At 70.6% G+C, this 24,968-nt stretch carries 23 protein-coding genes and 2 riboswitches; of the genes, 9 read left to right on the top strand and 14 right to left on the bottom strand.

The genetic code is table 11. From position 1 onward, the window contains the following. Positions 1-39: 39 nt before the first annotated feature. From ACIBAG_RS35320 to ACIBAG_RS35310, 3 genes are read right to left on the bottom strand one after another with little or no spacing between them, the layout of a single operon-like run. Positions 40-4,224: a caspase family protein gene (locus tag ACIBAG_RS35320; RefSeq protein WP_399110907.1), complete on the bottom strand. Its 4,185-nt coding sequence runs from the start codon at positions 4,222-4,224 to the stop codon at positions 40-42. Positions 4,225-4,226: 2 nt separating this feature from the next. After that, positions 4,227-5,078 carry a hypothetical protein gene (locus tag ACIBAG_RS35315; RefSeq protein ID WP_399110906.1) on the bottom strand — a complete coding sequence of 284 codons (852 nt, stop codon included), beginning with the start codon at positions 5,076-5,078 and terminating at the stop codon, positions 4,227-4,229. Positions 5,079-5,118: 40 nt separating this feature from the next. Then, on the bottom strand, positions 5,119-5,568 hold the full coding sequence (locus ACIBAG_RS35310; RefSeq protein WP_399110904.1) for an ATP-binding protein: 450 nt from the start codon (positions 5,566-5,568) through the stop codon (positions 5,119-5,121). A 92-nt stretch (positions 5,569-5,660) separates the two neighbouring features. On the opposite strand from ACIBAG_RS35310, the gene ACIBAG_RS35305 reads away from it, so the two are divergent. Together ACIBAG_RS35305 and ACIBAG_RS35300 are read left to right on the top strand one after the other, a co-directional pair. After that, positions 5,661-6,509, top strand: a complete 849-nt coding sequence (locus tag ACIBAG_RS35305) for a helix-turn-helix domain-containing protein (protein WP_399110902.1) — start codon at positions 5,661-5,663, stop codon at positions 6,507-6,509. Next, positions 6,469-6,744 (top strand): DUF397 domain-containing protein, encoded by a 276-nt coding sequence (locus ACIBAG_RS35300; RefSeq protein ID WP_399110901.1) that lies wholly within the window; start codon positions 6,469-6,471, stop codon positions 6,742-6,744. Before ACIBAG_RS35305 ends, ACIBAG_RS35300 begins: the two co-directional genes overlap by 41 nt. Here ACIBAG_RS35300 and ACIBAG_RS35295 read toward each other — a convergent pair. After that, entirely contained in the window at positions 6,728-7,897 is a 1,170-nt protein-coding gene (locus ACIBAG_RS35295; RefSeq protein ID WP_399110899.1) for a steroid 3-ketoacyl-CoA thiolase, read from the bottom strand. The two genes, ACIBAG_RS35300 and ACIBAG_RS35295, sit on opposite strands and share 17 nt — an antisense overlap. A gap of 201 nt (positions 7,898-8,098) precedes the next feature. On the opposite strand from ACIBAG_RS35295, the gene ACIBAG_RS35290 reads away from it, so the two are divergent. Further along, positions 8,099-9,334, top strand: coding sequence for a cytochrome P450 (locus tag ACIBAG_RS35290; RefSeq protein WP_399110897.1), 1,236 nt, complete (start codon positions 8,099-8,101; stop codon positions 9,332-9,334). A 153-nt stretch (positions 9,335-9,487) separates the two neighbouring features. Here ACIBAG_RS35290 and ACIBAG_RS35285 read toward each other — a convergent pair whose 3' ends face one another. The 6 genes from ACIBAG_RS35285 to ACIBAG_RS35260 all read right to left on the bottom strand — a co-directional run bounded on the left by ACIBAG_RS35285 (position 9,488) and on the right by ACIBAG_RS35260 (position 15,834). Next, positions 9,488-9,904 carry a transglycosylase SLT domain-containing protein gene (locus tag ACIBAG_RS35285; RefSeq protein ID WP_399110896.1) on the bottom strand — a complete coding sequence of 139 codons (417 nt, stop codon included), beginning with the start codon at positions 9,902-9,904 and terminating at the stop codon, positions 9,488-9,490. Between the two features lie 337 nt (positions 9,905-10,241). Next, positions 10,242-11,075 (bottom strand): ECF transporter S component, encoded by an 834-nt coding sequence (locus tag ACIBAG_RS35280; protein WP_399110895.1) that lies wholly within the window; start codon positions 11,073-11,075, stop codon positions 10,242-10,244. After that, entirely contained in the window at positions 11,072-12,790 is a 1,719-nt protein-coding gene (locus tag ACIBAG_RS35275; RefSeq protein WP_399110894.1) for an ABC transporter ATP-binding protein, read from the bottom strand. Before ACIBAG_RS35275 ends, ACIBAG_RS35280 begins: the two co-directional genes overlap by 4 nt. Next, positions 12,787-13,911: an energy-coupling factor transporter transmembrane component T gene (locus ACIBAG_RS35270; protein ID WP_399110892.1), complete on the bottom strand. Its 1,125-nt coding sequence runs from the start codon at positions 13,909-13,911 to the stop codon at positions 12,787-12,789. The genes ACIBAG_RS35275 and ACIBAG_RS35270 overlap by 4 nt, the downstream gene beginning before the upstream one ends. A 10-nt stretch (positions 13,912-13,921) precedes the next feature. Next, positions 13,922-14,602 carry an SCO2322 family protein gene (locus ACIBAG_RS35265; protein ID WP_399110890.1) on the bottom strand — a complete coding sequence of 227 codons (681 nt, stop codon included), beginning with the start codon at positions 14,600-14,602 and terminating at the stop codon, positions 13,922-13,924. Next, entirely contained in the window at positions 14,599-15,834 is a 1,236-nt protein-coding gene (locus ACIBAG_RS35260; RefSeq protein WP_399110889.1) for a prenyltransferase/squalene oxidase repeat-containing protein, read from the bottom strand. Before ACIBAG_RS35260 ends, ACIBAG_RS35265 begins: the two co-directional genes overlap by 4 nt. Positions 15,835-15,947: 113 nt before the next feature. Further along, positions 15,948-16,070, bottom strand: a riboswitch (cobalamin riboswitch). A gap of 55 nt (positions 16,071-16,125) precedes the next feature. Between ACIBAG_RS35260 and ACIBAG_RS35255 the strand changes: the two genes are divergently transcribed. Further along, complete coding sequence (locus ACIBAG_RS35255) at positions 16,126-16,779, top strand: phosphotransferase (RefSeq protein WP_399110887.1); 654 nt, start codon at positions 16,126-16,128, stop codon at positions 16,777-16,779. Here the strand turns inward: ACIBAG_RS35255 and ACIBAG_RS35250 are convergent. The 3 genes from ACIBAG_RS35250 to ACIBAG_RS35240 all read right to left on the bottom strand — a co-directional run bounded on the left by ACIBAG_RS35250 (position 16,769) and on the right by ACIBAG_RS35240 (position 18,600). After that, the gene (locus ACIBAG_RS35250) at positions 16,769-17,212 is read right to left on the bottom strand and encodes a nuclear transport factor 2 family protein (protein ID WP_399110886.1); all 444 of its coding nucleotides are present in this window, start codon (positions 17,210-17,212) and stop codon (positions 16,769-16,771) included. The genes ACIBAG_RS35255 and ACIBAG_RS35250 overlap by 11 nt on opposite strands. A gap of 21 nt (positions 17,213-17,233) precedes the next feature. Beyond that, complete coding sequence (locus ACIBAG_RS35245) at positions 17,234-18,262, bottom strand: MBL fold metallo-hydrolase (protein ID WP_399110885.1); 1,029 nt, start codon at positions 18,260-18,262, stop codon at positions 17,234-17,236. An 80-nt stretch (positions 18,263-18,342) separates the two neighbouring features. Then, positions 18,343-18,600, bottom strand: coding sequence for a hypothetical protein (locus ACIBAG_RS35240; protein WP_399110883.1), 258 nt, complete (start codon positions 18,598-18,600; stop codon positions 18,343-18,345). Between the two features lie 143 nt (positions 18,601-18,743). Between ACIBAG_RS35240 and ACIBAG_RS35235 the strand changes: the two genes are divergently transcribed. Beyond that, on the top strand, positions 18,744-20,204 hold the full coding sequence (locus ACIBAG_RS35235) for an aldehyde dehydrogenase (RefSeq protein ID WP_399110881.1): 1,461 nt from the start codon (positions 18,744-18,746) through the stop codon (positions 20,202-20,204). Between the two features lie 2 nt (positions 20,205-20,206). Continuing rightward, complete coding sequence (locus ACIBAG_RS35230; RefSeq protein ID WP_399110880.1) at positions 20,207-20,440, top strand: ferredoxin; 234 nt, start codon at positions 20,207-20,209, stop codon at positions 20,438-20,440. A gap of 65 nt (positions 20,441-20,505) precedes the next feature. Beyond that, positions 20,506-20,684: riboswitch (TPP riboswitch) on the top strand. A 60-nt stretch (positions 20,685-20,744) separates the two neighbouring features. Here the strand turns inward: ACIBAG_RS35230 and ACIBAG_RS35225 are convergent. Continuing rightward, entirely contained in the window at positions 20,745-21,365 is a 621-nt protein-coding gene (locus ACIBAG_RS35225) for a TetR family transcriptional regulator (RefSeq protein WP_399110878.1), read from the bottom strand. 221 nt (positions 21,366-21,586) lie between these two features. Here ACIBAG_RS35225 and ACIBAG_RS35220 point away from each other — a divergent pair, with 221 nt between their 5' ends. The 3 genes from ACIBAG_RS35220 to ACIBAG_RS35210 all read left to right on the top strand — a co-directional run bounded on the left by ACIBAG_RS35220 (position 21,587) and on the right by ACIBAG_RS35210 (position 24,955). Beyond that, complete coding sequence (locus tag ACIBAG_RS35220) at positions 21,587-23,089, top strand: glycosyltransferase family 4 protein (RefSeq protein ID WP_399110876.1); 1,503 nt, start codon at positions 21,587-21,589, stop codon at positions 23,087-23,089. A gap of 64 nt (positions 23,090-23,153) precedes the next feature. Further along, on the top strand, positions 23,154-23,888 hold the full coding sequence (locus tag ACIBAG_RS35215) for a class I SAM-dependent methyltransferase (protein ID WP_399110875.1): 735 nt from the start codon (positions 23,154-23,156) through the stop codon (positions 23,886-23,888). Next, positions 23,885-24,955 (top strand): prenyltransferase, encoded by a 1,071-nt coding sequence (locus tag ACIBAG_RS35210; RefSeq protein WP_399110873.1) that lies wholly within the window; start codon positions 23,885-23,887, stop codon positions 24,953-24,955. The genes ACIBAG_RS35215 and ACIBAG_RS35210 overlap by 4 nt, the downstream gene beginning before the upstream one ends. The last annotated feature ends 13 nt before the right edge of the window (positions 24,956-24,968 follow it).

Raw genomic sequence — 24,968 nt, 5'->3', positions numbered from 1 at the left:
GGGCCACGTGATCGAAGACGTGGAATTGGGGGGAAGCGTTCACTGGCGGGTGAAGACGGCTACGTCACTGCCGAAGGCGACGGCCAGGCGGTCGGTGCCGTCGATCAACCGGGCCTCCGAGGCTCCGGGCGCGTGGATGACGCCGATGGATCTGCGGCTGTTCAGGTCCCATATCCGGATGGACTGGTCCGTGGAACTGGTGATGGCGACCGGGTAGTTCTCCAGGGTCCCGCAGCTCACCGAACACGCCGGTTTGCTGTGGCCGATCATGGGCTGCCCGATGGGCTGACCCGTTCGAAGGTCCCAGATGCGCACGGCGTTGTCGTCGGCACACGTCACCACCACGGGGCGGCCGTCTGCCTCCCCGCATGCCACGGCTGTCGCATCGTGGCGGATCTCGGTGAGGGGCCGATCGGTGGTGAGGTCCCAGATCTGCATTCTCTCGCCGTCCAAGGTGACGGCGATCAGGCAATCGTCCACGACCGTGTGCGCCGCGAGCACCCCCCTTTCACCTCCACCCCGGAAGGGCGGGTACAGGGTCCGACCTGTTTCGAGGTCCCACACCCGCGCTGCGATCTCGAACGATCTGCCGATGGCAACCGGTCGGCCGTCCAGAACCGTGCACGTCACCCTGCTCACATCTAAGGTGGCGTCGTTGAGCTGCTGGGACGCGGCCTTCCACGTCTCCATCTCCCACACCCGCACCTTCCTGTCCACGGAATAGGTGACGACGACCGGTCGACCTCTCAGTACCGCGCATGCCACGGACCACACCGCTGCCGTATGGCCCTTCAGGGGCTCACCAACGGGCCGACCGGTGACCGCATCCCACATCCGCACCGTTCTGTCCCTCGAGCCGGTGACGAAGACCGGGCGTTGCTTCACCACAGTGCAGTCCATGGTCCTGATCTGCTGCGTGTGTCCGATCACGGGTCGGCCGAAGGCCCTTTGGACGGACAAGTCCCAGACCCGAACGGTGCCTTGTGAACAGCCCACCGCGATCGGTTGTCCGGCCAGCGAGGTGCACGCCAACGACGTGACGGGGCTCGTGTGGCCTTGGAGGCTGCCGACCTGTCGGTGAGCCCTCAGATCCCAGATCCTTACTGTGTTGTCATCGGAGCAGGAAACAGCGATCGGGTGGCCTTCCAACTGTGTACAGGCCACCGCGCGCACCCAGCCGTCGTGTCCCTCGAACACTGCCAGGCTCCGGTGCGTCGTCAGATCCCAGATATGCACCGTGTTGTCGTACGAGTAAGCGACGACAACCTGGCGGCCATCGAGTTCCGCGCACGCCATCGCCACAGCCCAGATTCGTCCGGAGCCCTGCAGCCGACCCTGCTCACGGCCGGTCGTGAGGTCCCACACGCGTACCCGCTCGTCCGTTGAGCCGGTGATGGCGATCGGGCGACCATCGACTGTGGCAACCGCCAGAGCGGTTACCTGGCCACCGACCTCCATCGCCTCGCCAACGGGCCGAGCGGTGGCCAGATCCCAGATGCGTAGTGTCTCGTCGTCCGAGCCACTTACTGCCACTGGGTGGCCATCAAGGGTGGTGCACGCCATCTGGCCCACGCGGTTGGTATGTCCGGGCATGGGCCGGCCGATGCGTCGGCTCGTGGTCAGGTCCCAGACCTGCACCGTTTTGTCTTGCGATCCGGTGACGGCGACCGGGCGGCCGTTCAGTGTCGTGCAGGCCACCGCAGTCACCATGCCAATGTGGCCGGTCATGGGCGGACCCACAGGCTGGCCGGTGTTCAGATCCCAGGTGCGCAATGGCCCGCCTCTCGAGCCGACTACGGCGACTGTACGGCCGTCCAGTTCCGTGCAGGCCACCGCTGACGCCCCGTCGGCATGGTCCGCAAAGGCGTTGCGAATGTTGCCGGCCATCAGCGACCCGGACGCGGCGACAGCGATCCAAGTCCCCTCGGCGGCCCCACGGTTGAAGGCCTCCAGAAGCGACGGCTCGTTATAGCGGGCAGCGTCCAGTGCGAGGACCTGCCGCCGGCCGGCCGGGGCGAGGGGCCGATGGACCTCAAGAGACGCACGGTACACCGCGGCATGGAACCGGGCAGTGTCGCTCCGCACCTCCAGCAGGAGCGGTACGAGGCTGTCGGCGTCGGCATGGACGAGGTATTCGGGCTCGGCGACCAGCGTGTCGAGCAAGCCCGCGTAGGCCGCATGAGTCGACAGGTGCCGAAGAGCATAGGGATGGGCCCGCTCCCAGTCCGGCGCCCCGTCGAGCCCGTACGGCACCGCGCGCCGCAAAGCCTCCGTGAAGGCCCGATGTGCCGCCCCGGCGTCCACCCCCTGCCGCAGATACTCCGCCATCGCCTCGTGGTACAGCCGGTACACCGACCGCCCGTCCTCGACCGCCTCCACCACATACGCCCCCGCGTCCCGCCGCAGCCGACGCAGGTCCTCGTTGGTGTACCGCCGCCCCGACAGCTGAGAGGCGAGCGGCGCCCAGATGTCCTCCCACGGCAGCCCCTGCCCCTCGGCGTAGGCCAGTGGCCGCAGCAGGTCGAGGATCCGCTCGGCGTCCTCGCCGAACCGTTGGTGCAGGTCGTGGTGCATGGCGTCGGCGGCCTTGCTCGGGAGTGACCTGCGCCAGGCGGCATCCCCGGGGTCGGGCAGCGTGGGTGCCGCGGCGAGCGTGCCGGCGGTGATACGGGCGACCAGGAAGGAGTGCCCCGCGGCCGTCGCGACGGCTTTCGCCACCTCCAGCCTGAGGGCGTTGTGGCATTCGAGGTACGGCGACCGCGGATGCGCGTCGATCAGGTTGCGGACCGCGTAGGCCAGAACGGCCTGCGGATCGGCGTACCGAGGCGAGTCGAGGTCGATCTGGTCGTCCCGCTCCAGACCCAGCGGAGCCAGGAGATGGGGCCGGGTACCCAGCAGCAACCTCAAGCGCGCCCCGGCCAGTTCCATGAGCGGACGCAGCACCTGGGCGCACAGCGCACTCGGCGTCGCCGCCTCGTCCAAGCCGTCGATCAGCACCACCCGGGGCCGGTCGGGCTCCGGTCCGGCGTTGAGGTGGTTCAGCAGATCCGCCACCGCCTCCACCGGCGGCAACCGCAGTGCGGCAGCAAGCGCCCGGACCACCTGCTGGTCGGTCAGGTTCTGGGCGTACACCGCCGTACGGATCGCCTCCGCAGGCGGCAACAACTCGGCGCTCAACCCCAGACTCGACAACGGCACCGTCCGCCGGTACTCCGGGTCGCTCACCGCAGCCAACAGCCCCAGCACAGCCGTCTTGCCGGAGCCGGGGCCCGCCGTCACCACCAACGCGGGCCGCTCTTCCGGCAGTTCGGCGAGCCAGCCGGTGATGTCCCGCAGCGCCCGGTGCCGCCCCGAGAACCACCACCCCACCCGGTGCTCGTCCCGGTGTCCCATCGCCCGCCGCAGCAACCGCGTCCGGAACTCGACGTTCCGACGCCTGTCCTGCTCGTCCCACTCGGCCGCCTGCTGGAGGGCCATGTCCGTGTGGGAGAGCCGGGGGCTGTGCTTGGCGTTGGGGAGGAAGGGCGGTATCTCGCCGGTCAGGCCGATCGCCTCCCAGCCGATGTGCTGGAAGTCGGGGCGCTTGGGGTTGTTGCGCGTGGCCTCCACGACCGCCCCCAGATCCAGCAGCGGTGGTGTGTAACCGGCGGTGGCGAGACTCGTCACCGCTTCCGTCAGCAGCTCGGGAAACGCCCCTACCTGCGCCAGCTCGTTCGGCTGCGCCGACGTGATCACCGCCAGCCCCGCATCGCTCTCCCGCCAGCTGCTCTTCAACTTCGCCATGGCGGTGAGCAGTTCGTTGCCGCCCTGCCCGGAGAAGCACGTGTCGAGCATGAGCAGCAGCCGCCGTACTTTCGTCCCGGCGAGGATCTTCCTGGCCAGGGTGCTGGGCTGCAGGGCGTCGTACAGGTCGTCGGGGTTGGTGTCCGAGGTGAGGAGTACGTAGTCGTCGTTGTCGAGTCGCTCGCCGTGCCCGGCGATGTACACCGCCACGATGTCGTCCGCCCGCCGTTCCGGTGAGCGGCAGAACTCCCTCAGTTCCCGGAGCAGTTGGTGCTGCGTCGGGTTCGCGCCCAGGTCGGAGACGTGCTCGTAGCCGAGCTTGGTCGTGAACAGCTCGACCATCCTGCGGCGTGCCTCGACCAGTCCCGGCCGGTCCCACTCCGGTGCGTGCGGGTAGTGGCTGACCGCGGTCGCGATGAGGAAGCGCCGTGGGCCGCTCACGCTCACGTAAGCCCCTCCGCCACCGCCTCGCCGGTCTCCTTCGCCGTGAGGTAGAGAGTGGCGTCGTGCGCGTGCGAGCCGTTGTGGACGACCTGACCCGTCACCTTCCTTCCCGCCCCCGTACCGAAGAACAGGGACAGGTCCTTCACCGCCGCCACCACATCACCGTCGTCAACGACGTTCGTCCACGCCGACGTGCCCGGCCAGCCGCCCGGTTCGGGCCGGAGCCGGTCGAAGACCATCCGCATCCCCAGCGGCGACCCCAGCGTCACCAGCGCCCGCACCTGATGGCCGGGCCGCGCGCACAGCGCCTCGTACGCCACGACCGAGCCCAGCGAGTGCGCGACGACCACCCGGGTGTCCGGCCCGATCGCCTCCTCCACGCGTGCGCGAACCGCGGCCCGCAAGCCGTCGTCCGTCAGATAGCGGCGCACCTGCTTCAGGTCGAACACCAGGGCCCGCAGGGACACATCGGCGAAGAAGCGCGAGTGCTGCAGCAGCCGCAGGGCCGTCTGCACCGCCCTCGGCGAACGTACCAGCGTGTCCGTCGCACCGGGTGGCGGCACCGCGGGATCGGTCCGGGCGCACTCCGCCCACCACTCCAGCAGGAGCTCGGTCTCGAAGCCCTCGTCGATGTCGTCCGGCCCGTACATCGGGTCCCCGACGGCCAGGGTGTGGCCCGGCGGCCGGAACAGGTCGCCGTAGAAGGCCATGTGCAGGTCGCCCGGGGCGAGTCGCAGGGCGCCGTCCGCCCGGTCGAGGCCGTCGGCGAGTGCCGGCTCCCAGTCCTTCAGCAGCGTGTTGGCCCCCAGCCGCTGCTTGCCCACCCCGTGCACGCCGACGATTCGCGCCATCGCAGTGTTCGCCCCGTTCCCCCGAGCCTCATGCGTCTGCTCAATCTAAACAGGAGGGAGGGGCGGCGGTACATCCGCACCAGCACTCGAACCACACCACCTTGCCTCCCCTCGGCACGGGATCCACACCCCACTTGTCGGCCACCGCGTCCAGCAGCACGAGCCCCCGGCCGCCCTCGTCATCAGGCCCCGACCGCGCTGGAAACGCGGGGAGTTGGCCGTAGGCGTCCGTCACCTCGACCCGCACCCCGCGCGTCCGCCGCAGGATCAGCACCTCACATCGCCGGTCCGGAACATGCCGTACGACATTGGCGACGAGCTCGGTCACGCCCAGTTCCACGGCGTCGGTCAGTTCGCGCATGCTCCACTCGTCGAGCAGCGAGCGGGCGATGGCGCGGATGTGCCGGGCCGAGTGCTCGCCGACGGTGAGGCGCAGGCGGTACTGGAGGCGGAAAGGGGCCAGGTAGGTGGGGGGAATGTATGCGTTCACGGTACGAGCGTGACCTCGTACGACTACTTTGAGCTATCGAACGGATACAACGGGTCCTGAAGTGGGCCCAGTTGCGTGAGAGGGGGCTCTGCGTGACCCACATCAACACGCTCGACCCGGGCGCCTCGCCACTCGACTACTACGGCTTCGAGCTGCGGCGCTACCGCGAGGCCGCCGGCCTGACCCAGAAGCAGCTGGGGGACATCGTCTACTGCACCGGCTCGCTGGTCGGCCAGATCGAAACGGCCCGGAAGCTGCCGACGCTGCCCTTCAGCGAGCGGGTGGACATCGCGCTGGGGACGGGCGGGGCGCTGTCCCGGCTGCACGAGCTGGTGATGCGTAGTCAACTTCCGGCCTGGTTTCAGCAGGTGGCGGAGTTGGAGGCGCGGGCGATCGAGATCGGAACGTTCCAGACGCACATGGTGCACGGACTTCTGCAGACCAAGGAGTACGCGCGAGCCGTGCTGGGGGTGCTGGACGACACCGACCTGGACGACCGTACGGAGGTGCGGCTGGCTCGTCAGCGGATCTTCGAGAAGGGCGAGCCGCCGGTCTTTTGGATGATCCTGAGTGAGGCGGCGCTGCACCAGGAAATCGGCGGTCCGGCGACGATGCGCGGCCAACTGGCCCACCTGTTGTCCTTCGAGTACAACCCGAGGGTCAATGTCCAGGTGCTGCCGTTCTCGGCTGGAGCGCATGCGGGACTAACAGGCTCATTCAACGTCTACCGCTTCCCGAGCGATCCGACCATCGTCTACACCGAGGGGTACGGCAGCGGGCATCCCACCGCCAACCCGGACACCGTCAAGGACTGCTCGCTCCGATACGATCATCTTCAAGCCGCCGCGCTCTCCCTCAAGGACTCGGCGGAGTTGATCCGGCGGGTAATGGAGGAACGCTATGGCGAGCAACGCGATTCCGGCGGGGATCCAGTGGCGTAAGTCCAACTACAGCGGTGATCAGGGCGGATCGTGCGTGGAGTGCGCGCCGCTCGGCGCCCTGGCCTGGCGTAAGTCCTCGCACAGCAGTGACCAGGGCGGTGATTGCGTCGAGTTCGCCGAAACCCCCCACACCACCATCGCCATCCGCGACTCCAAGAACCCGGCGGGACCGATCCTCACCCTCAGCCCCGCCGCGTTCAACACCTTCGTCGGTTGGACTACAACCGCTGAATGATCGTGCCGGTGGCCAACCCCCCACCCGCACACATCGTCACCAGAGCGAACTCCTTGTCCGCCCGCTCCAGTTCATGAAGCGCGGTCGTGATCAGCCGGGCCCCGGTGGCCCCCACCGGGTGCCCGAGTGCGATCGCACCGCCGTTCACGTTGACCTTCTCCAGGTCCTGCTCGAAGACCTGCGCCCAGCTCAACACCACAGACGCGAAAGCCTCGTTGATCTCCACCAGATCAATGTCCCTCAGGGACATCCCGGCCTTCCCCAGCACCGCGTTCGTCGCATCGATCGGCCCGTCGAGGTGGAAGTGCGGGTCGGCCCCCACCAGCGCCTGCGCCACGATCCGCGCCCTCGGCCGCAGCTTCAGCGCCCGCGCCATCCGTTTCGACGCCCACATGATCGCCGCCGCGCCGTCGCTGATCTGGGACGAGTTGCCCGCCGTGTGGACGGCCGTCGGCATGATGGACTTCAGCCTTGCCAGCGCCTCCATGGACGTGTCGCGAAGCCCCTCGTCCTTGTCGACGAGGCGCCACATGCCCTGCCCGGCGCGCTGCTCCTCCTCGGTCGTCGGGACCTGGACGGCGAACGTCTCCCGCTTGAAGCGTTCCTCTGCCCAGGCGGCGGCGGCCCGCTCCTGCGAGAGCAGTCCCAGCGAGTCCACGTTCTCCCTCGTCAGCCCCCGGTAGCGCGCGATACGTTCCGCCGCCTCGAACTGATTCGGGAGATCGACGTTCCATTCGTCCGGGAACGGCTTCCCGGGCCCGTGCTTGGAGCCCGACCCCAGCGGCACCCGTGACATCGCCTCAACGCCACAGCTGATCCCGACATCGATGACGCCTGCCGCGATCATGTTGGCCGTCATGTGCGACGCCTGCTGTGAGGACCCGCACTGGCAGTCGACCGTCGTCGCGGCCGTCTCGTACGGCAGGCCCATGGTCAGCCAGGCCGTACGCGCGGGGTTCATGGACTGCTCGCCGGCGTGGGTCACCGTGCCGCCGACGATCTGCTCCACGCAGTCGGCGGGGATGGCCGTACGGCCCAGGAGTTCACGGTAGGTCTCGCCCAGCAGGTAAGCGGGGTGGAGGTTGGCGAGCGCGCCGCCGCGCTTGCCGATGGGGGTGCGCACTGCTTCGACGATCACGGGTTCGGCAGCCATGGGTGCGGGTCCTCTCCGACGGCTCTGCGGAACTGGGCGGAACTAGTACGCGTTCTAGTTCTGTCTTGCAGTGTGCTGACGGAAGTTCAGTGACGGCAAGGGGTGTGCGGGCAACTGGGGGGTTCATGGCTATTGCGAGTTGTAGAACCCGTTACTACCGTCACGACGACCCCTTTGCTGATGGACCGTCAGGAGCTGTCCATGCCCTGTCCAGCGCTTCCCGACGGGTTCGACTTCACCGACCCCGATGTGCTGCACCACCGCGTACCCCTCCCGGAGTTCGCCGAGCTGCGCCGGGCCGAACCGGTCCGCTGGATCCCCCAGTCCGGCAACGTGGCCGGGTTCCAGGACGAGGGCTACTGGGCGGTGACCCGGCACGCGGACGTCAAGTACGTCTCGACGCACCCGGAGTTGTTCTCGTCCTCCCTCAACACCGCGATCATCCGCTTCAACGAGCACATCGAGCGCGACGCGATAGACGCCCAGCGGCTGATCCTGCTGAACATGGACCCGCCCGAGCACACCCGGGTCCGCCAGATCGTCCAGCGTGTCTTCACCCCGCGTGCGATCCGTGCCCTGGAGGAGCGTCTGCGGACCCGGGCACGGAACATCGCCGCGAGCGCCCGCGCCCGCACCGGTCCCTTCGACTTCGTCACCGAGGTCGCCTGCGAACTGCCCCTCCAGGCCATCGCCGAGCTCATCGGCATCCCGCAGGACGACCGGGCCAAGATCTTCGACTGGTCCAACAAGATGATCGCGTACGACGACCCCGAGTACGCCATCACCGAGGAGGTCGGGCAGGAGTCGGCCACCGAACTCATCGCGTACGCCATGAACATGGCCGCCGACCGGAAGGCGTGCCCGGCGAAGGACATCGTCACGACGCTGGTCGCGGCCGAGGACGAGGGGAACCTCCGCTCCGACGAGTTCGGGTTCTTCGTGCTGATGCTGGCCGTCGCGGGCAACGAGACCACCCGCAACGCCATCACCCACGGCATGCACGCCTTCCTCACCCACCCCGGGCAGTGGGAGCTGTACAAGAGGGAGCGGCCCGAGACGGCGGCCGAGGAGATCGTGCGCTGGGCGACGCCGGTGGTGTCCTTCCAGCGCACGGCCACTCAGGACACGGAGTTGGGCGGGAAGCGCATAAAGAAGGGTGACCGGGTAGGCATCTTCTACGCCTCGGCCAACCACGACCCCGAGGTCTTCGACAACCCGGACGCCTTCGACATCACCCGCGACCCCAACCCCCACCTCGGCTTCGGCGGCGGCGGACCGCACTACTGCCTGGGCAAGTCCCTGGCTGTCCTCGAGATCGACCTCATCTTCAACGCCGTGGCCGACGCCATGCCCGACCTGCGGCTGTCCGGCGATCCACGCCGGCTGCGCTCGGCGTGGATCAACGGCGTGAAGGAACTGCGGGTCAGCACCGGCTGACCCGTGCCGAGGGAGGCAGGAGCACCCCCTGTCCCTACGCCCCGTTCCTGCCTCCCCCGAGACGACCGCGACGCGTCAGGGCCGGGCATGGCGAAGGCGGCGGCCCCGGGGATCAGGGGGCCGCCGCCTTCAGTTCCGCTGGGCAGAGTCGGCTCAGTACCAGCCGTTCGACTGCCAGAAGTTCCAGGCGCCGCACGGGCTGCCGTAGCGCTCCTTCATGTAGTCCAGGCCCCACTTGATCTGGGTGGCCGGGTTGGTCTGCCAGTCGGAGCCGGCGGAGGCCATCTTGTTGCCGGGGAGGGCCTGGACGAGGCCGTAGGCGCCGGACGAGGCGTTGGTGGCGTTGACGTTCCAGTCGCTCTCGTGGTCGACGATGTTCGAGAAGCACTGGTACTGGGCCGAGTCCGAGATCATCTTCTTCGCGATCGCCTGCGCCGAGGAGGCCGAGGTCGTCGCGGCCTGCGCGGGGGCGGCGGCGAACAGCGTGCCGGCGGTGGCGGCGGCCAGAGCGGCACCGGCGAGGGCCTTCTTCGGGGCGGAGATGCGGCGGAGGAGAGAAACGGCGGACACGTGGAGCCTTTCGTCGGGGACGTCGTTGCCGCGGGCGTGCCGGAACCACGCGATGCGAGGCGGGGGGCATGCGTCGGCGCCGCGGCCCTGTGGGCTCGTCGGCGCCGTGCGACGTCGTCCAGACAAGCAGGCCGGGAAGGTGGCCGCAATGAGCCCTTTTGCTAGTTGTGGTCGTATGCGGGGGGAAGGTCGTTTGTGTGACGCGGCTCTCAATGTGCAGGTCGGAGGCCATATTGGCGTGGGCATGGCGTCCGGTTTGTCCGACTAAAGAGGATAGTAGGTGATCTGGGTCATGTGGGGTGGTTCACCGGGTGAGTAACGGACCGCGTGCGGGGCCTCACGCTGCGGGTGCGTCGAATGTGACCGGGCTCTCGAAGGCCGCGCGGCGGGTGGCCCGGCGCAGCGCTTTGAGGATCACCGTGCCGAGGATCAGCGTCAGGACGACGGTGGTGACCGCCCTGCCCAGGTCCCAGCCCATGGAGGTGGCCAGGCAGTACGTGACGAAGCGGGCCAGGTTGGCGGCCACCGGGGCGTCCGGGTCGAAGGCGATGGACGAGGCCGCCTGGTCGGTGAAGGTCCAGCCCGCCAGATTCGTGACGGTGCCGTAGGCGAAGGCCGCCGGGACCCCGTACGCGCTCAGGAGAAGGAGTTCCGCGCGACCGCGCAGACGGTCCCGGCCCGGCAGCAGCCCGGCCCCCATGGTGACCCAGCCCAGCGCGAGCATCTGGAACGGCATCCAGGGGCCCACCCCGCCCGTGAGCAGCGCCGACGCGAACATCGTCACCGAGCCGAGCACGAAACCGAAGCCGGGGCCGAGGACGCGGCCGCTCAGGACCATGAGGAAGAACATCGGCTCCAGACCGGCGGTGCCGGCGCCCATCGGGCGCAGGGCGGCTCCCGTCGCGGCCAGCACACCGAGCATCGCGACCGCCTTCGGCCCCAGACCCGACTCGGAGATCGTCGCCGCGACGACCGCGACCAGCAGCACCAGCAGGCACGCGAAGAACCACGGGGCGTCCTGGCTGTGCGCGACGACCGCCGACTCGGGCGGTGCGAGGAAGGGCCAGCCGAGCGCGGCGACGCCGACCGCGCTGACCAGGGCGAGGGCGGCGACGGATCGCGGACCGAGGCGGATGGGGCGGGCCTGGGGAGCGGAGCGGCGGTCGGTCATGCCAGGGCTTCCCTCACCTGGGCGACCGTCAGCCACTTCTGCGGGGCCAGGATCTTGGCCACCTGCGGGGCGAAGGACGGCGAGGCGACCACCACGTCCGCCGCCGGGCCGTCCGCCATCACCTCGCCGTCGGCGAGCAGGATCACCCGGTGCGCCAGTTCGGCGGCCAGTTCCACGTCGTGGGTGGCCAGGACGATGGAGTGCCCCCGAGCGGCGAGGTCGCGCAGCAGGGCGACGAGGCGTGCCTTCGCCGCGTAGTCCAGGCCGCGGGTCGGTTCGTCGAGGAGGAGCAGGGGAGGGCGGGCGGTCAGGACGACCGCCAGCGCGAGCGTGAGGCGCTGGCCCTCGGAGAGGTCCCGGGGGTGGGTGTCGTCGGGGATGTCCGGGAGGAGTTCGCAGACCAGGGCGCGGCAGGTGCCGGGGGCTGCGCCGGCGTCGGCGTCGGCGGCCGCGCACTCGCCGGCGACGGTGTCGGCGTACAGGAGGTCCCGGGGTTCCTGGGGGACCAGGCCGACTCGGCGGATCAGGTCGCGGGGGGCTGTGCGGTGGGGGACGCAGCCGCCGACGGTCACTTCGCCGGTGGTCGGCTTCACGAGGCCGACCAAGGTGTTGAGCAGGGTGGATTTTCCGGCGCCGTTGCGGCCCATGAGGGCGATGGTTTCGCCGGGGGTGACGGTGACGTTGATGTTGCGTAGGGCGCGGATGTGGTCTCGGGTTACGGAGAGGGCTTGTACTTCGGCGGTGTAGGGGGATGTCGGGGTGGTGGGGGTGCGTTTGCGGCGGAACCAGCGGTGGGGGGTGGCGCCGAATGGGTTGGGAGGCGTGGGTTGTTGGCGGGTGCGGGTGTGTTGTGGCTGGTCGCGCAGTTCCCCGCGCCCCCGGAGGGCGACTGTGTCCCGCTGCTCAAGCTGTTGCCGGAGGTCCGCCGCTCGGCGGCGCGCGTCGCGGACCGTCAGCGGCAGAGGGGCCCAGCCCGCCAGGCGACCCAGGGCGACCACCGGCGGATACACCGGCGATACGGCCATCACCTCCGCCGGGCTGCCCAGGATCGGGGCCTCACCGGGGGACGGGAACAGGGCGATCCGGTCGGCGTAGTGGATTACGCGCTCCAGGCGGTGTTCGGCCATCAGGACCGTTGTGCCGAGGTCGTGGACCAGGCGTTGGAGGACCGCCAGGACCTCTTCGGCGGCGGCCGGGTCCAGGGCCGATGTCGGCTCGTCCAGTACCAGGACCCCGGGGTGCGGGGTGAGTACCGAGCCGATCGCCACGCGCTGTTGCTGGCCGCCGGAGAGGGTGGAGATGGGGCGGTCGCGGAGGTCGGTGAGGCCGAGGAGGTCGAGGGTCTCCTCAACGCGGCGGCGCATCACGTCGGGGGCGAGGCCCAACGACTCCATGCCGTAGGCCAGTTCGTCCTCGACCGTGTCGGTCACGAAGTGGGAGAGGGGATCCTGGCCGACCGTGCCCACCACGTCCGCGAGTTCGCGGGGCTTGTGGGTGCGGGTGTCCCGGCCGGCCACCGTGACACGGCCGCGCAGGGTGCCGCCGGTGAAGTGCGGGACGAGGCCGCTCACCGCGCCGAGGACGGTGGACTTGCCCACGCCCGACGGGCCCACGAGCAGCACCAGTTCGCCCTCCGGGACCTCGAAGTCCACGCCCTGGACGGTGGGTTCGGTGGCGCCGTCGTACGTCACGGAGACGTTCTCGAAGCGGATCACGACGGCTCCTCGGGGGCGGGGGCGGGGGCGGGGCTGATGAAGGCGGGGAGGAGTCCGAGGAGGACGGCCGCCGCCGGCCACAGCGGGAGGGTGGGTGCGGTCAGCGGGATCACGGCGGGGTTCAGGGCCGCCGGGTCGCGGGTCGCGGCGAGGGTCAGCAGGGCGGCGACCGCCGCGCCGGAACCGGTGACCAGCCAGGCGCGGCTGTCCCAGCGGTCGGGGCGGTAGCGGGTGCGCGGGGTGCGCCGACCGCCCAGGCGGAGGCCTGCCAGGGCGGCGGTGAGGCCGGTGAGCAGTACCGGAAGTCCGTATGCGGTGCCCGCGGCGGTGAGCAGTCCGTACGTTCCCGCGCAGACGCCGAGGAGGCCGCCGAGGGTGAGCGCGGTGGTCGTACGGCGCACTCGGGGCGGCACGTCGGCGGTACGGCCGTAGCCGCGGGAGTCCATTGCCGCGGCCAGGGCGACCGAGCGTTCCAACGCGCCCTCCAGCACCGGGAGTCCGACGTGCAGAAGGCCGCGGATGCCGGTGTCGGGGCGGCCGCGCAGGCGGCGGGCGGCGCGCAGGCGGTGGACGTCGGCGATGAGGTTGGGGGCGTAGGTGAGGGCCACGACCACCGCGACGCCCATCTCGTACAGGGCGCCGGGGAGGGACTTGAGGAGGCGGGCGGGGTTGGCGAGGGAGTTCGCGGCGCCTACGCAGATGAGGAGGGCGGCGAGCCTCAGGCCCTGGTAGAAGGCGTTGGCGAGGGTCTCGGCGGTGACCTTTCCGCCCAGCCGGACGCCTTGTGCCCAGTGGGGCAGGGGGACTTCGGGGAGGGTGACGATCACGTGGGTGCCGGGGAGGGGGGAGCCGAAGGCCACGGCGAAGGCGAGGCGGATGAGGAGGACGGCCAGGGCGAGTTTGACGAAGGCGGTGTAGGAGCGGGCCCAGGGGGCGTTGGGGCGGCAGGTCGCCACGACGTAGGCGGAGGTCGCTATGAGGAGGGTGAGGAGGAGGGGGTTGGTGGTGCGGGTCGCGGCGGTTCCGAGGGCCAGGGCCCAGAGCCACCAGGCCCCGGGGTGTAGTCCGCTCTCTTTGGGACGGGTGCCGCCCAAGCGCCACGACTGCCCGCAGCCACGCATGTCAACGACGCTACGCATGTCGCCGACGGCGTGCCTGCCACAGCGCCGCCGCTCCCAGTACTGCCACCACGGCGATCCCGGTCACCAAGCCCAGTGATGGGCCTTCGTTCGAATCGTCCTTCTTCTCGTCGTCCTTCTTCTCGTCGTCCTTCTTCTCGCCGGCCTTCTGTTCCGTCGCCGTCGGCTCCGGCGCCCCCGCCACCTGCTCCCCGCACCCCGTCTCCGGGTACCCGGTGATCGCGCACAGCAGGGCGTTCGTGTCGTAGCGCAGGGGCTTGGCCACCGCGGCCAGGGCCTCTGCCGTGGTGGCGTCCTCGGGTACGCGGGCGCATGCCGTGCGGCGGGCCGGTGGTGTCTCGCCCGACGGGGCGTCCGCCGCCGTACCGAAGTCGATGACCAGGGCGACCCGTTTCCTGCCGTCCTGCGCGGGCGTCCTCGCGCAGATCACCGCGAACACGGCGGCACCCCTCGGCCGGGCCGCGTCCTTGGAGTCCTCGCTCACCGCGAAGCGGAAGCCCTGGACGTCGCCGTCGGCGGGGCGGGCGGTGGAGGGGCCCTGGGTGGCGTAGGTCCAGGTGTCGCCGTCGCGGTCCCAGAAGGACCAGTAGCGGTAGCCGGCCGCGTGGGACGGGGCCGCGACGGTCAGGAGGACCAGCGCGGCCAGGAGCGCGGTGGCGGCGCGGCGGATCACTGCTGCCGGGCCTTGTTGCGCCCGCTCAGCAGGAAGCCGACGCCGATGCCCGCGACCAGTCCGACGCCGACGATCCACCACACGCTGACGCCGTTGTCGTCGTCCTGCTGCTCGGTCGCCTTCGACGCGGGCTTCGCCGTCTGCGGCGCCGGGCCCTGGGCGTTGAGCTTCTCGACCAGGTCCGTGCCGCCGAAGGCACGCGGGTCGGTGCCGGTCGCGTGGGCGGCGAAGATCAGCTGGGCGTAGGCGGCGGGACCGCTCTGCTCGGCCCACTTCGAGGAGTTCTGCTCCAGCCAGCGCAGGGGCTTGTGCGCCGCCGCCGCGCCGCCCTGCGCGGCGATCGCGACGACCGCGTCGGCCGTGTTGCCGTAGTCGGGCTGGTCCTCGGCTCCGGGCAGGGCCGACTTCAGGTAGCCCTCCTTCGCGACCGCCTTCGCCAGGTAGGCCGCACCGTTGGCCGCGGCCTGCTGCGGGGTCGGGTAACCGGCGTCGGCGCAGCCCGCGTCCGACTGTGCGTCCGACTGCTTGCCGGGCTTCACCACGAGGCCCTTGCCGAGCGCGCCGAGGACTCCCGCCGCCGTCGCGTCCGCGTTGGCCGCCAGGTCGCCCTTCTTGTCCGGCTGGAAGGCGAAGGCGCCCGCGCCGTCGCCCTTGCAGGGCAGGCCGAGCAGGATCAGGGCGTCGTACGCGGACCGGCCGCCCTTCTCGACCTTCTGTGGCTCCTCGCCCGCGGCGGCCAGCGCGCCGACCACGACGGACGTCGAGTTGGTGTCGCTCGCCCCACCCGCCGTGTAGCCCCAGCCGCCGTCCTTGTTCTGGACGGACTTCAGCCACGCCACCGCCTTGCCGGTCGCGGCGTCGTGCCCGCCGAGCGCGGCGAGGGCCTGGACGGCGGCGGCCGTGCTGTTGGTGTCGACCGGCGTCTTCGCGTCGCAGGCCTTCGAGGCGTCGGCGCGGAACGGAGCGAATGCCCCGTCGGCGCACTGCTGCCCGGTGAGCCAGTCCACGGCCTTCGCGGCCGGCTTCACGCCCACCGTGTCCTGGGCGAGCAGCGCGAGGGACTGGCGCCAGACACCGTCGTACGTCGGGTCTGCGGTGCCGTACAGCCCGGCGGGGAGCGTGACGGACGGCGAGGCGGACGGGGAGGAGTCGGCGGCGACTGCGGGCGCGGCGGTGGCCGTGCCGATCACGGTGACGGCGGCCAGGGCCGCGGCGCTGCGGCGGACGTACATGATCGGCGGATGCCCTTCCCTCAGGGGAACCGGGCAGCGCAGGGGAGACCCCCGGCGGCTCGGCTCCGTATACCTCGACGGTGCCGTGCTCCGGCCGGTTGCCGGTGCACGTGAGCCGGTCACGAATCCGTACCGGGTGATCCGGCTTGCCATGGGGTGGCTCACGGTTGCGGGTCAGCGCCGGATTTGCACCGGCTTCCCCCTGTACGGGTGTGATGACGACGCCGTCACTCTACCGGCCCGTAGGGAAGCGGCTGAGGGGAGGCTGTGCCAGGCGGTAGGTTCGGGCGCATGGGGATCACGGGGAGGGTCGGACGGCTGCTCGGTTCGGGGCGCGCGTCCGACGTGTACGAGATCGACGAGGCCTGGGTGCTGCGCCGAGACCGGGAGGGCTACGCCGACGGACTCGCTGAGGCCGCCCTGATGGAGCGGCTGCGCGCGCACGGCTACCCGGTGCCGAGGGTCCGGCTCGCCGACTCCACGCGGTCCGAGCTGGTCATGGAACGGCTGTACGGGCCGACGATGCTGGAGGCCTTCGTCGCGGGACGGATCGACGCGCGCGAGAGCGGGGACATCCTGGCCCGCCTCCTGCGACAACTGCACGCCCTCCCCGGACGCGTGGTCCACCTGGACCTCCACCCGGAGAACGTGATGCTCACTCCCGACGGCCCCTACGTCATCGACTGGGCCAACGCGGAGGAGGGCGATCCCGGCCTGGACTGGGGCATGTCCGCGGTGATCCTCGCGCAGGTGGCCATGGCCGACGAACAGTTCGCCGCACCCGTCCGCACCATGCTCACCACCCTCCTCGCCGACCCTTCCGACCTCACCGAGGACGGCCTGACGGAGGCCCGGCGCCGACGCGCCGCCAACCCGACGATGACTGCGCGGGAGGTCGAAGTGCTCGGCGAGGCGGAGGAGTTGGTCCGGTCGTTCATGGCCTAGGCGGACGCGGGGTCGGCCCGCCGAAGGCCAGATGGAGCACCCGGGCGGACAGCAGCCACACGCCGTCCGGCGACCTGCGGAACGTGTCCTCGTAGTCTCCCACCTGGACCGGAGGACCCGGCGGGATCAGGTCGCCCCGGTGGCCGTCGACGCGGTACGTCGTGAAGTACGAGGTCGCCGTCGCGGTGTCGGGGGACGTCACCGTGACGAGGATGTTGGACATCACGCGGCGCGAGAGACGGTCGGCGGGGCGGGATCCGAAGTACACGCGCAGCGCATCCCGCCCCTGTACGAGCCGCTCGCCCGCCGGCCACTCCCAGGTGCCGTCCTCGGTGAACAGCTCGGCGACGGAGGCCGGTTCGCCCAGATCGAGGCGGTGGACGAAGTCGATGACGATGCGCTCGCAGGCGCGTTCGGCGAGAAGATGCTCCATGGTCACCCAGAAAAACGCGCATCAGACGGCCACGTACCTCACCGGCTCACTCCCCGCCACCGCCTCCGCCCTACCCAGCTTCACCAGCCGCCGCAGATGCGCCTCCGCCTCCGCGATCGCGATGTTCCGTGACCCGTACGGGATCTGCTCCCACGGCCGGTTCCACTCCATGTGCTCGGCGAGCTGCCAGGGCGTGAGGGGCTCGGACAGCAACGCCAGGAGTCCGGTGAGGCGTTCCTCGTGGTGGGCCAGCAACTCCCGGACCCGGCCGGGCGCGTCGGTGAACGTGTGCTGGTGGGCCGGGAGGATCTCGGCGGGGGTGAGCCGGCCGACGCGTTCGAGGGAGGCGAGGTAGTCGCCGAGGGGGTCGGTGACGGTGGTGTCGTCGGGGTCTTCGTAGAGGCCGATGTGCGGGGTGATCTCGGGGAGCAGGTGGTCGCCGGAGAAGAGGCGGCCGTGGCCGGGCAGTTGGGCGGGGTGCTCCTCCTCCAGGTGCAGGCAGACGTGGCCGGGGGTGTGGCCCGGCGTCCAGATCGCGCGCAGCCGGCGGCCGGGGAGGTCGAGGAGTTCGCCGGGGGCTATCTCACGGTCGGGCAGGGCGGGGGAGAAGCCGGGCAGGGTGCCGCGGCGGCGTGCGGTGCGCAGGGGGGACACATGGGCGTCGGGGGCGCCGGCCGCGGTGAGCTTGTCCGCCATGTAGGAGAACCAGCGCTCGGGGCGGGTCGCGCGGGTGCGCCGGACGATCGCCGCGTCCGCCGCGTGCATCGCGACCCAGGCGCCGGAGGCCTCGCGCACCTTGCCGGACAGGCCGTGGTGGTCGGGGTGGTGGTGGGTGATCACCACGCCGTGGATCTCGGCGGGCGCGGTGCCGCACGCCGTCAGACCCTCGGCCAGGGTGTCCCAGGAGGCCGGGTCGTCCCAGCCGGTGTCGATCAGCACCGGGCCGCGGTCGGTGTCGACGACGTAGACGAGGGTGTGGCCGAGCGGATTGTCCGGGATCGGGACCTGGACGGACCGGACGCCGCCGCCGTGGTCGTACACCTGCGCCATGGGCTCCCCAATCGCCGCGACACGTTCCGGCCGACCGGCTCACTATAACTAGAACGAGTTCCGATGGGAGCCCGAGTCATCTACCAGCAGTCCGGCGAGAGCAGGTGAGGGAAGTGCTCGCAGGGGTTCCAGACCGGCATCTCGGCGGGCTCGGCATTCCGTATGCGCTCGGGGGTCCAGTACTTCCTGATCTCCTCCGGGCTCTTCGTCTCCCGGTGGACCGACACCCCGTTCTCGCGCCGTACGGCGTCCCAGTTCGAGGTCATCCACACCCCGCCGCACACGGCGACGGTCACGGACGTACCGAACACCGCCCAGTGGCGCTTGCGCACGGTCATTCCCTGCCCCCTTCCCGAGGTGATCAGCGTAGGCGTGAGCTGTGTGCGGTCCGTGGACTCCTCCAGGTGGAACTGGTATCAGTTCCGTGTAGCTGATGGGCCGTCAGAATCGTTGGAATGCACGCTCCGGGGAGGCAGTCGCCATGACCGAGCTCGTGGAACACGGACAGCTGTTCATCGGCGGGGAGTTGACCGACCCCCTGGGCGAGGACGTCATCGAGGTGATCTCGCCGCACACGGAAGAGGTCATCGGACGTGTGCCGCACGCCTCGCCGGCCGACGTCGACCGGGCGGTCGCGGTGGCGCGCAAGGCGTTCGACGAGGGGCCCTGGCCGCGGATGAGCCTCGACGAGCGGATCGAGGTCGTCACGCGCATCAAGGACGGCATCGCGATGCGGCACGAGGAGATGGCGCGGGTCATCTCCGCCGAGAACGGCACCCCGTACACCTCGTCCGTGATGGTGCAGGCGCTCGCCTCGATGATGGCCTGGGACGCGGCCATCACCGTCGCCCGCGGCTTCCCGTACGAGGAGGCCCGCGACGGCGTGCTCGGCAAGCTGCTGGTGCGGCGCGAACCCGTCGGCGTGGTCGCGGCCGTCGTGCCGTGGAACGTGCCGCAGTTCACCGCCGCCGCCAAGCTCGCGCCCGCGCTGCTCGCGGGCTGCTCGGCGGTCCTGAAGGTGTCGCCCGAGACCCCGCTGGACGCCTACCTGCTCGCGGAGATCGTCACCGAGGCCGGGCTCCCCGAGGGCGTGCTGTCGATCCTGCCCGCCGACCGGGAGGTCAGCGAGTACCTCGTCGGGCACCCCGGCGTCGACAAGGTCTCCTTCACCGGCTCGGTCGCGGCGGGCAAGCGCGTCATGGAGGTCTGCGCCCGCAATCTCACCCGCGTCACCCTGGAGCTGGGCGGCAAGTCGGCCGCGGTGATCCTGCCGGACGCCGATGCGCAGATGGCCGTGGCGGGCATCGCGCCCTTCGCCTGGATGATCAACGGCCAGGCGTGCGTGGCACAGACCCGCATCCTCGTGCCGCGCAGCCGCTACGACGAGTTCGCCGAGGCCTTCGCCGCCACCGCGAGCGCCTACAAGGTCGGCGACCCGCTCGACCCGGCCACCGAGGTCGGGCCGCTGGTCGCCGAACGCCAGCGGCGCCGCAGCCTCGACTACATCCGGATCGGGCAGGAGGAGGGTGCGAAGGTCCTGACCGGAGGCGGGCGTCCGGCTGGCCTGGAGAAGGGCTGGTACGTCGAGCCGACCCTCCTCGGTGACGTCGACAACTCCATGCGGATCGCACGCGAGGAGATCTTCGGCCCGGTGATCTGCCTCCTGCCCTACGGCGACGAGTCCGAGGCCGTGAAGATCGCCAACGACTCCGACTACGGCCTCAGCGGCAGCGTCTGGACGGCCGACACCGCGCACGGCATCGAGGTCGCCCGCCAGGTCCGTACCGGCACCTACTCGGTGAACACCTTCAGCCTGGACATGCTGGGTCCGTTCGGCGGCTACAAGAACTCGGGCCTGGGGCGGGAGTTCGGTCCCGAGGGGTACGGCGAGTACCTGGAGCACAAGATGATCCACCTCCCGGCGGGCTGGGGGCGTGAGTAGACATGGGCGACCGCTGGCACGTCGAGGTCGACCGGTCGGTGTGCATCGGCTCGGCCCAGTGCGTCCATCACGCCCCCGACGGTTTCCGCCTCGACACCGGCCGTCAGTCCCATCCCACCGACCCGGAGACCGACGCCAACGAGCGGCTCCTGGCCGCGGCGGAGAGCTGCCCGGTGGAGGCGATCGTGATCACGATGCTGGGGAGCGGGGAGCCGGTGTTTCCACCCGAGGAATAGCGCCAGAAATATCCCCTTCAGGGGGTTCGTTTCGGGCTGGATGTCCTATTATGGGAGTAGGCCTACGGGACGAGTGAGGGAGCCCGAACCGGAGTAGCCGACTCTGGCGGGAAGCAATGGCTTCCGCTGGGGCCGACATCGACGGTCCGGGCTGAGAGGCCGGAAGGCAGCAGTCAGGCCGGAAGGCGACCCCTAACCACCTGATCCGGGTAATACCGGCGCAGGGAACCCGTCTCGTAGGTCATTCATGTGTCTGCCGGCAGGTCCTTCATGCGCCTGCCGGCAGGTCGTTCACTGCGGCAGGTCATTCATTGCCCGCGGGTGCCGTCAGGTCGATCAGCCGGCACACCGTCTCGATGTCGATCTTCACCTGGGCGATGGAGGCGCGCCCCGACAGCCAGGTGATCAGGGCCGAGTGCCACGTGTGCTCGATGACGCGGACGGCGGAGAGCTGCTCGGGGGTCGGATTCTCCAGGCCCATCGCGTCCAGGATGATCAGCGTCGTCTGCCGGGACACCTGGTCGACCTCGGGGGAGACGCTGCGATCGGCGAAGGTCAGGGCGCGGACCATGGCGTCGGCCAGGTGGGGCTCGCGCTGCAGGGCGCGGAAGGCGCGCATCAGGGTCTCCGCGACCCGCTCCGCCGCCGTCTCCCCCTGGGGCGGCTTCTTGCGCAGCGTGCCGTGCATGTGCTCCAGCTGGTCCTGCATCGTGGCGACCAGCAGATGCACCTTGGACGGGAAGTAGCGGTACAGCGTGCCGAGCGCCACCTGCGAGGACTCCGCGACCTCCCGCATCTGCACGGCGTCGAAACCGCCCCGGCTGGCGAGCTGCGCGCTGGCGTGCAGGATGCGCCGGCGCCGGGCTTCCTGCCGCTCGGTGAGGGGCGGTGAGGAGGGGCTCGCGCTACTGGCTTCCGCAGGCATGGATCCCGTTCCGTGACAGTCGGTGAGGATGAGTGACCGGACAGAGCATGCCAGGGTGTCGGCCGTGGCGTGAATCACCTGATCCATCGCTCACAGCGGCGCTACCTGCCGGTAGATTCAGAGCCTCTTGAACGATCAAGTCTGAAACTTGTTCTAGATTAGCGTCCCCGCGTAATCTCGCGGGACATCGCAGGGAGCACGCAGGGAGAAGGGGGTCCGGAGTGACCGCTGAGGCCAGGGAGGCCGGGTCTCCTCAGGACCCTGCCGCCGACGGGCAGCGACCGCTCGACATCGCCCTCCTCACCTACAAAGGGAACCCGTTCTGCGGCGGCCAGGGCGTCTACGTACGGCACCTCTCCCGCGAGCTGGCCCGCCTCGGCCACCGCGTCGAGGTCATCGGCTCCCAGCCCTACCCGGTCCTCGACGAGGGCGACGACTACGCCGACCGCCTCACCCTCACCGAGCTCCCCAGCCTCGACCTCTACCGCCAGCCCGACCCCTTCCGCACCCCGAAGCGCGACGAGTACCGCGACTGGATCGACGCGCTGGAAGTGGGAACCATGTGGACCGGCGGCTTCCCCGAGCCGCTGACGTTCTCCCTGCGCGCCCGCCGCCATCTGCGCGCCCGGCGCGGCGAGTTCGACGTCGTGCACGACAACCAGACGCTGGGGTACGGGCTGTTGGGTGACGTGGGCGCGCCCCTCGTCACCACCATCCACCACCCCATCACCGTCGACCGCCAACTGGAGCTGGACGCGGCGCAGGGCTGGCAGCGACGGATGTCGGTACGCCGCTGGTACGCCTTCACACGCATGCAGAAGCGGGTGGCGCGCCGCCTGCCGTCCGTCCTCACCGTGTCCGGCACGTCGCGCGACGAGATCGTCGACCATCTCGGCGTACGCCAGGACCGCATCCACGTCGTGCACATCGGGGCCGACACGGACCTTTTCTCGCCGGATCCGTCGGTACGGCAGATCCCCGGCCGGATCGTGACGACTTCCAGCGCCGACGTCCCGCTCAAGGGCCTGGTCTTCCTCGTCGAGGCGCTGGCCAAGGTCCGCACCGAACACCCCGACGCCCATCTCGTCGTCGTCGGCAAGCGGCCCGAGGAGGGCCCGGTCGCACAGGCCATGGAACGGTACGGCCTCGAAGGCGCCGTCGAGTTCGTCAAGGGCATCTCCGACGCGGAGCTCGTCGACCTGGTGCGCTCGGCACAGGTGGCGTGCGTGCCGTCGCTGTACGAGGGCTTCTCCCTGCCGGCCGCCGAGGCCATGGCCACGGGAACGCCGCTGGTCGCCACGACCGGCGGGGCGATCCCGGAGGTGGCCGGGCGGGACGGCGAGACGTGCCTGGCGGTGCCGCCGGGCGACGCGGGGGCGCTGGCCGCCGGGCTGAGCCGGTTGCTGGGGGACGCGGAACTGCGGGAGCGGCTGGGTCGCGCCGGGCGTGAGCGGGTGCTGGAGCGCTTCACCTGGGCGCGGGCCGCCGAGGGCACGGTGGCCCGCTACCGCGAGGCCATAGCCCGCTCCGCGGGCGGGGCGCCACGCCGCTCCGCGCCCACAGCGACGAGCCGCTCCGCGACCCCGGCTCCCGGCCGCTCCGCGGCCTCCACGGCTGCCGCACCGGCAAGGGCGACGGAGCCGGCCGAGGCCGCCCGCGCCACCGAGCCCGCCGAGCCCGCTCGCGTCACAGAGGCCGCCCGCGTCACCGAGGCCGCTCAATGACCGCCGTGCACCCGACCGGCGCCCCCCGCCCCGCCAACCGTTCCGACCGCGAAAGCAGGCCCACGTGCTGACCGTCGACTTCTCCCGGTTCCCGCTCGCCCCGGGCGACCGCGTCCTGGACCTCGGCTGCGGTGCCGGCCGGCACGCGTTCGAGTGCTACCGGCGTGGCGCCCAGGTCGTGGCGCTGGACCAGAACGGTGAGGAGATCCGCGAGGTCGCGAAGTGGTTCGCGGCGATGAAGGAGGCGGGGGAGGCGCCGGAGGGAGCCACCGCCACCGCCATGGAGGGCGACGCCCTCGCGCTGCCCTTCCCCGACGAGTCCTTCGACGTCGTGATCATCTCCGAGGTCATGGAGCACATCCCGGACGACAAGGGCGTCCTCGCCGAGATGGTGCGGGTGCTCAGGCCCGGCGGCCGGATCGCCATCACCGTGCCGCGCTACGGCCCCGAGAAGATCTGCTGGGCGCTGTCCGACGCCTACCACGAGGTCGAGGGCGGCCACATCCGCATCTACAAGGCGGACGAACTGCTCGCCAAGATCCGCGAGGCCGGCCTCAAGCCCTACGGCACCCACCACGCCCACGCCCTGCACTCGCCCTACTGGTGGCTGAAGTGCGCGTTCGGCGTCGACAACGACAAGGCGCTGCCGGTACGGGCGTACCACAAGCTGCTGGTCTGGGACATCATGAAGAAACCGCTGGCCACCCGGGTCGCCGAACAGGCCCTGAACCCGCTGATCGGCAAGAGCTTCGTGGCGTACGCGACCAAGCCCCACCTGCCGGCGGTGGACGCGCGGTGACCACCCCCCGGACAGAACACCTCGTCCTGCCCGGGGTCCTCACCGCAGGGCAGGCCGCCGCGACCGTGGCGGGGATCCTCGCGGTACAGCGGGAGGACGGGGCGATCCCGTGGTTCCGCGGGCACCACCTCGACCCGTGGGACCACGTCGAGGCCGCGATGGCGCTGGACGCGGCCGGTGAGCACGCGGCCGCCGAGCGGGCGTACACCTGGCTGGCGACGCACCAGAACGAGGACGGCTCCTGGTACGCCGCCTACCTGGACGGCGCCTTCGACGACGTCACCGACACCGGGCGCGAGACCAACTTCGTCGCCTACATAGCCGTAGGCGTCTGGCACCACTACCTGTCCACCGGCGACGACACGTTCCTCGACCGGATGTGGCCGTCCGTCTACGCTGCCGTCGAGTTCGTCCTCCAGCTCCAGCAGCCGGGCGGGCAGATCGGTTGGCGGCGCGACGACGACGGGACGGCGACGGCGGACGCACTGCTGACCGGTTCCTCCTCGATCCACCACGCGCTGCGATGCGCGCTCGCCATCGCCGAGCAGCGGGAAGAGCCGCAGCCGGACTGGGAGTTGGCGGCGGGCGCGCTGCGGCACGCGATACGCCGGCACCCGGAGCGGTTCCTGGACAAGGACCGGTACTCGATGGACTGGTACTACCCGGTGCTGGGCGGGGCGCTGACCGGCGCCGAGGCCAAGTCCCGGATGGAGGAGGGCTGGGAGCGCTTCGTCGTTCCCGGGCTGGGCGTGCGGTGCGTCGTCCCCAATCCGTGGGTCACGGGCGGGGAGTCGGCCGAACTCGCCCTCGCACTCTGGGCGATGGGGGAGTCGGACCGGGCGCTGGAGATCCTGCAGTCCATCCAGCATCTGCGGGATCCGGAGAGCGGCCTGTACTGGACGGGCTATGTCTTCGACGACGGCGCGATCTGGCCGCAGGAGCTGACGACCTGGACGGCGGGGTCACTGCTGCTCGCCGTCGCGGCGCTGGGCGGACACGAGGCGACGTGCGCGGTGTTCGGCGGGGACCGGCTGCCCAGGGGGCTGGACCCGGACTGCTGCGCCTGAGAGCGAGCTCGTC

The organism is Streptomyces sp. NPDC051243 (genome assembly GCF_044455405.1).
GTDB lineage: Bacteria > Actinomycetota > Actinomycetes > Streptomycetales > Streptomycetaceae > Streptomyces.
Note: the sequence above shows the minus strand (reverse complement) of the source record. Positions and strands in the feature narration are given on the sequence as shown.